4 protein-coding genes and 1 pseudogene are annotated in these 6,663 nt (G+C 66.7%); all 5 read left to right on the forward strand.

Annotation, left to right across the window (positions count from 1 at the left end; all coding sequences use genetic code 11):
• On the forward strand, positions 1 to 2,214 hold a 2,214-nt coding region (locus B3547_RS04095; RefSeq protein ID WP_292960465.1), incomplete at its 5' end, for a TonB-dependent receptor.
• A gap of 102 nt (positions 2,215 to 2,316) precedes the next feature.
• A complete protein-coding gene (locus tag B3547_RS04100; protein ID WP_292960466.1) occupies positions 2,317 to 3,279 on the forward strand; it encodes a TauD/TfdA dioxygenase family protein in 963 nt (320 codons plus the stop codon).
• A gap of 22 nt (positions 3,280 to 3,301) precedes the next feature.
• Positions 3,302 to 4,933 (forward strand): annotated as a pseudogene (locus tag B3547_RS04105) (thiamine pyrophosphate-requiring protein); the annotation flags it as partial.
• Between the two features lie 8 nt (positions 4,934 to 4,941).
• Positions 4,942 to 5,829: a TauD/TfdA family dioxygenase gene (locus B3547_RS04110; protein ID WP_292960468.1), complete on the forward strand. Its 888-nt coding sequence runs from the start codon at positions 4,942 to 4,944 to the stop codon at positions 5,827 to 5,829.
• Positions 5,826 to 6,663 (forward strand): MFS transporter (locus B3547_RS04115; protein WP_292960470.1); only part of this gene is annotated, 838 nt, incomplete at its 3' end. The genes B3547_RS04110 and B3547_RS04115, both read left to right, overlap by 4 nt.

Genomic DNA, 6,663 nt, shown 5'->3' on the forward strand with positions numbered 1-6,663 from the left:
GTCGATCTGGGCGGCAAGGCCCCGAACGTGACGCTCCGGACGGCTTCGGCGAACTTCGGTCCCGCCGTCGTCGCTTACATTCGCGGCGTTGGCCAGCGCGATACCTCGTTCGCGCTCGAACCGGGTGTCGGCATCTATGTCGACGACGTCTATCTGCCGACGATGCAGGGATCGATGCTTAGCCTCATCGACCTTGACCGCATCGAAATCCTGCGCGGTCCGCAGGGAACGCTCGCCGGTCAGAATTCGATCGGCGGCGCGATCAAGCTCTATTCCAAGAAGCCCGATGGTTCGAACGACGGCTACCTGTCGGCGACCTACGGCAGCTACAACCGCATGGAACTGCGCGGCGCGGCGAATTTCACGGTGGTGCCGGACAAGCTTTTCGCCCGCCTTTCGGGCGTTGCGGTCAAGAAGGACGGCTACGTCACCCGCTACGATTATGCCTGCACCCATCCCGGCAGCACGCTGCCGAGCATGGTGGCCGCCGACAAGTGCAAGCTGGGCACCGAAGGCGGCAAGGAATACGTCGCCGGGCGGCTCGCGCTGCGCTGGCAGGCTTCCAGCCGGGTCACGGTGGACCTTGCGGCGGACGTGACGCGCGACAACAGCGAGGTCGGCCCCGCGACGCTGCTCTACGTCGGCCGGCAGGCGGTCCCCGGCGCAACGCTGACCGGCGTGGCGACGCCGCCATCCTCGGCCTATGTGCTCAATGGCAACGTCTTCGGCACGGCATCGGGTTCGCCCTACATCTCGTATTCGCCCTACGGGAACTACGCGCAGGATACGTTCACCAAGAGCCCCTTTGTCAGCTACGAGAACTATACCGAGGTTACCCCGCGCGATGGTTCGGGCACGTGGTCCGCGCCGCTCAAGGGCTTGATCAACAGCTGGGGCATCTCGGGCACGATCACGGCGGAGTTGACTGACAACCTCAACCTCACCTCGATCACCGCCTATCGCAAGTTCGACGGCAACTATTCGTCGGGCGACAGTTCGCCGTTCAACACCGGGCTGCAAGCGAACCGTGTCTATAACCACCAGTTCAGCCAGGAACTGCGCCTGTCCGCCAAGCTGGGCGACATGGTGAACCTGACCGTCGGCGGGTTCTATCTGGACAGAACCAGCCGCAACCGGTCGCGCGTCACGCTGCCGACGCTGAACTTCATCGAGGACAACCGGATTCCGGCCAAGACCAAGGCCGTGTTCGCCAACGCCGAAGTCTCGCCGCTGGCACGGCTGACCATCCTGGGCGGCATCCGCTACACCGACCAGAGCAAGACCTTCATCTATGGGCGTGAGGGCATTCCCGGCTCGTCCACCGGTGGCGCCGTTCCGGCTTCGCTGGCGCCGCTCAACGGGCTGTCGCGGGAATTCTCGGGCAGCCGGGTCGATTACCGGCTTGGCGCGCAGTACCACCTGACCGACGCGATCATGGGCTATGCCCAGTTCTCGACCGGCTTCAAGGGTGGCGGTATCAACCCCCGGCCGTTCTTCCCGGCCCAGGCGCTGCCGCACAATCCGGAAACGCTCAAGGCCTATGAAATCGGCCTGAAGAGCGAATTCCTCGATCATCGCGTGCGCCTCAACACATCGGCGTTCATCAACAAGTACAACGACATCCTGGTGACGGTTTCGAACTGCCCGGTGGCGGTGGGCGTGCCGGCCGCGCCGTGCGCGCTGCCGCTCAATGCCGGCAAGGCAACGATCAAGGGCTTCGAGGCCGAACTCGCGCTGCGTCCGGTACAGGGGCTCTCGATCGACGCATCGCTTGCCTATCTCCACTTCAAGTACGATTCGATCAGCGCGATCGCGGCCAGCGCCGGCATCGGACTGGAGGACAAGGGCGTCTACATCTCGCCCTGGCAGTGGAGCTTTGGCGCGCAGTACGAGTTCGATCTGGGCAAGGCTGGCACGATCATTCCGCGCATCGACGTCAACCATGAGGACGCGTTCGAGCGCAATGCCAACAACGTCGACGCCGCGACCGGGGGCAAGGACATCTTCGGCGTGATCCCCAGCCGCACGCTGGTCAATGCCCGCGTGGCCTACGCGACGGCCGAGAAGGACTGGGAACTGGCGGTGGAAGTCCGCAATCTTACCAACAAGCTCTATTATTCCGACATTTTCGACAATCGCGGATCGACCAATTCGATCCAGGGCGTTCCCGGTGAACCGCGCACCTGGGCCGTCACGCTCAAGCGCCGTTTCTAGGAACGGCTGATGCGGCGAAGGACGGCCTGTGGGTTGTCCTTCGCCGGACATCCGGCCCGGTCGGAGACCGGCGACCCGCACTATCGCAGGAAAGGAATGACCGTGTCGTCTCGACCCGTTGCCAACCCCGCCGTTCCGGCCACCGAAATTCCCGCCGGAACCCCCATCGTCGCCGGCCTGCCGATGCCGGAGTTCAGGCGGATTGGCGTCGAACCGATCTCGGGCGCCTGTGGCTGCGAGATCACCGGGGTGGACCTGCGCCAGCCGCTTGACGCGGAAACGCTGGCCGAGGTGATGAAGGCGTTCGAGCAGTTCCTTGTGATCGTGTTCCGCGATCAGGATCTGACGCCGGAACAGCACAAGGCCTTCTCGCGCTATTTCGGCGAGTTGACCGAACTGCCGCAGGCGCCGACCTATGCCGGCCATCGCGACATGCAGGAAGTCCGCCGCGAAGCGCACGAGCCGGAAAACGTGGTGCCCTCGTTCGAGCATTTCCACACCGACAGCCCGTTCCTGCCCACGCCACCCAAGTGCATCGTGATGCGCGCGCTGGAAGTGCCGCAGTGGGGCGGGGATACGGCCTTTTCCAACGCCTACCTTGTCTATGAACACTTGTCCGACGGGATGAAGACGCTGCTCGATGGGCTTCAGGTCGTCTATTCGGGCAAGGACATCTGGGCGAAGAACGAAAAGCTCGACCCCGACAAGCGGTTGCGCCTGCGCGAAAGCCACGATTTCACCGAGGACCAGCTCGAAAGCATCCATCCGGCGGTGCGCGTCCATCCCGAAACCGGGCGCAAGGCGCTGTTCGCCACGAGCGCCTATTTCAAGCGCTTCGTCGGCTGGAGCGAGGACGAGAGCCGCGCCTTGCTGGCCTACCTGCAGAGCCTGGCGCAGCACCTTCACTACCATTGCCGCATCAAGTGGCAGAAGGACACGCTGATCGTGTGGGACAACCGGTTCACGCTGCATCGCGGGGTCCACGATTTCAAGTACGAGCGGCGGCATCTGATCCGTACCACCGTGGTGGGCGAGCGCCCCGTCGGTCCCCAGGCCGGCAACTGAACCACGGCGGACACGGAGAAACGGCATGAAGGTGAGCGCCGCGATCGCGGAAATCCTCAGGCGCGAGGGCGTCGACGTCATTTTCGGCTATCCGCGCAACGCGGTGCTGGAAACGGCGGCGGCCATCGGCATCCGCCCGGTGATCGTCCGGCAGGAACGCACCGGCGTCCACATGGCCGATGCGCTGTCCCGGCTGACGCGCGGGCGCCGCATGGGCGTGTTCGCGATGCAGCACGGCCCAGGCACCGAGAACGCCTATGGCGGCGTGGCGCAGGCCTATTCGGAAAGCGTGCCGGTGCTGGTGCTGCCGCAGGGCTATGCCCGGCGCATCGCCCACGTGCCGGACAACTTCAACGCCTCGATCTCGATGCGCGACGTGACCAAGACGGCGGAACCGATCCTGCGTGCAGAGGACACGCCGGCGGTGCTGCGCCGCGCCTTCTCGGCGCTGCGCAACGGCCGGCTGCGCCCCGCCCTTGTCGAAATGCCATGGGACGTGCTGGCCGAGGAGATCCCGGGGGAACTGGACTACCGCCCGGTGATCAGCACCCGTTCCGGCCCCGATCCGGCGGCGGTCGAGGCGGTGGCGGACCGGCTGGTCGCCGCGCGGCGGCTGGTGATCCATGCCGGGCAGGGCGTGCACTGGGCCGAGGCTTATGCCGAGCTGCGCGAACTGGCGGAACTGCTGGGCGCGCCGGTATCCACCAGCCTGGAAGGCAAGAGCGCGTTCGACGAAACGCATCCGCTGGCGCTGGGATCGGGCGGGGCGGCCATCCCCGGCCAGCTGCGCCATTTCCTTGATCGCGCGGATCTGATCCTCGGCATCGGCTGCAGCCTGTCGGAGACCGCGTTCGGCGTGGCCATGCCCGATCATGTGCCGATCATCCACGCCACGCTCGATCCCGCCGACATCAACAAGAGCGTGCGCTGCGAAGCGGCGCTGGTGGGCGATGCGCAGCTGACGCTGGCCATGCTCGTCGCCGCCTGCCGCGCCCGGCTGGACGCGCCGCGCGATCCGTCGGCCGCCATTGCCGAAATCCGCGAGGTGGAAGCCCGCTGGCTGGCGGAATGGTTGCCCTTGCTGGAAAGCGACGACACGCCGCTCAGCCCCTATCGCGTGCTGTGGGAACTGCAGCGCACGGTGGACGTGGCCAACACGATCATCACCCACGACGCCGGCTCGCCGCGCGATCAGCTGACGCCGTTCTGGAAATCGGTGACGCCGCTGTCTTACCTCGGCTGGGGCAAGTCGACGCAGTTGGGCTATGGCCTGGGCCTGGCGATGGGTGCAAAGCTCGCCTGCCCGGACAAGCTGTGCATTAATGTCTGGGGCGATGCCGCCATCGGCTTTACCGGCATGGATTTCGAAACGGCGGCGCGCGAACGGCTGCCGATCCTTTCGATCCTGCTCAACAACAGCGCCATGGCCATCGAACTGCCGGTCATGCCGATCGCCACCGAGCGCTATCGCAGCACCGACATCTCGGGCGATTACGCCGCCTTCGCCCGCGCGCTGGGCGGCTATGGCGAGCGGGTGACCACGCCCGACCAGATCGCCCCGGCGATCCGGCGCGGCATTGCCGCGATCGAAGCCGGCCAGCCCGCGCTGATCGAGTTCATCACCCATACCGAAACGAGGGCTTCGCGCCTGTGACCGTAGCGGTGCCGCGTCGCAGCCTGTCGGCCGGGGAACGCCATGCGTTTGCCGCCGGCGACGAGGCGGCGCTGGCCGACCTGCGGGCCGATCTGCGCGCGGCGTTCACCCACGGCGCGCGGGCGATCGTAGTCGAAACCGGCGACCCCTCGATTGTGGGGGAGGATGGCTTCGCCGAGCGCCTGCTGATGCTGGGGCGCTGGCTGGGCGCGCCATCGATCCAGTCGCCGCAAGGGGAACTGGTCGCGCGGGTGGAACGGCGGCCGGGCGACGCGCAGGCGCGCGGCACGCATTCCGATCTCGAACTGGCACCGCATACCGATCTGCACGACATTCTGGCGCTGGGCACTGTGCGCGAGGCGATGCGGGGCGGGGATTCGTTTCTGGTCCGCGCGGCGGACCTGCACGACGCGGTCCGGCGGCGGATGCCGCATCACCTGCCGACGCTGCGCGAGGGGTATTTCTTCGGCACCAACCCGGTGCTCCGTTCGCGCGCGCCGGTCAGCGCGGAGAAGGTTCCGGTGTTCGCCGGCGAAGGCGATGGGGTGCAATGCTGCTTCAACCCCTATTTCCTGCAAGCCGCCGCGCGCACGCGGGGGGAAGCGCTGCCGCCCGCGCTTGCCGCTGCCGTCGCCGATCTGCGCGCGCGGGCGCTGGAACTGGCCGGGACCGCGCAATTCCGCCTCTCGCCCGGTGACGTGGTGCTGTGGCACAACTGGTCGTGGCTGCACGGCCGCACCGCGTTCGAGGACAATCCGGAGCAGCGCAGACTGTTGCTGCGTCTGTGGCTGCGCTCGGACTTGTGCCCCCCGGCCGACATGCGCTTTGCCGAGCGGTCGGTGGCCATCGACGACGATCACGAATGCACCCGGCGCGAAGGGATGAGGGTAGAATGAGCGCGATCAACGAAGCCGGCGAGGACAACGCCACGTGGCCGTGGTCGGCCACCTGGCCGCTGTTCATCCTCACGCTCATTTCCGTGTTCAACTACCTCGACCGGGCGTTGCTGGGGCTGGTGCTGCCGATGATCAAGCGCGAGTTCGGCGTGTCCGACACCGCGCTCAGCCTCGCCACCGGCCTCGCGTTCATTTTCCTCTATTCGTTGCTGGGCCTGCCGATCGCCTGGCTGGCGGACCGCTTCAACCGGCGCAACATCATCGCCATCGGGCTGGGCTTCTGGAGCCTGATGACGGTGCTGACCGGCTTCGTCACCAGCATCTGGCAACTGGCCATCGCGCGCTTTCTGATGGGCGCGGGCGAAGCCTGCGGGCTGCCGCCGTCGAACTCGATCATCGCCGACCTGTTCCACCCGCGCCGGCGGCCGCTGGCGCTGGCGATCTTCGGCACGGCCAATTCGATCGCCTTCATCGTGTTCTTCCCGATCGCCGGCTGGATCGCGCAGAACCATGGCTGGCGCGCGATGTTCGTGGCGATGGGCGTGCCCGGCATGATCGTGGCGCTGCTGCTTCTGCTGACCGTGCGCGAGCCTGCGCGCAAGACGCCGCCGCGCGAGCGCGAGCGGCTGTCCGCCACGCAGATCTTCGCCGACATCCGGACGCTGTTCGCGGACAAGTGCTACGCCTGGATTTTCGCGGGTGTTACCCTGATGGGAGCGAACGTGTGGGCGGCGGGGGCGTGGACGCCGACGTTCTTTTCGCGCGTGCATCACATGGGGCTGGCCGAGATCGCCGGCACGATCGGGCCGACGCGCGGCTTCATCGGCGCGGCGG

Source organism: Novosphingobium sp. UBA1939, assembly GCF_002336885.1.
Classification (GTDB): Bacteria; Pseudomonadota; Alphaproteobacteria; order Sphingomonadales; family Sphingomonadaceae; genus Novosphingobium.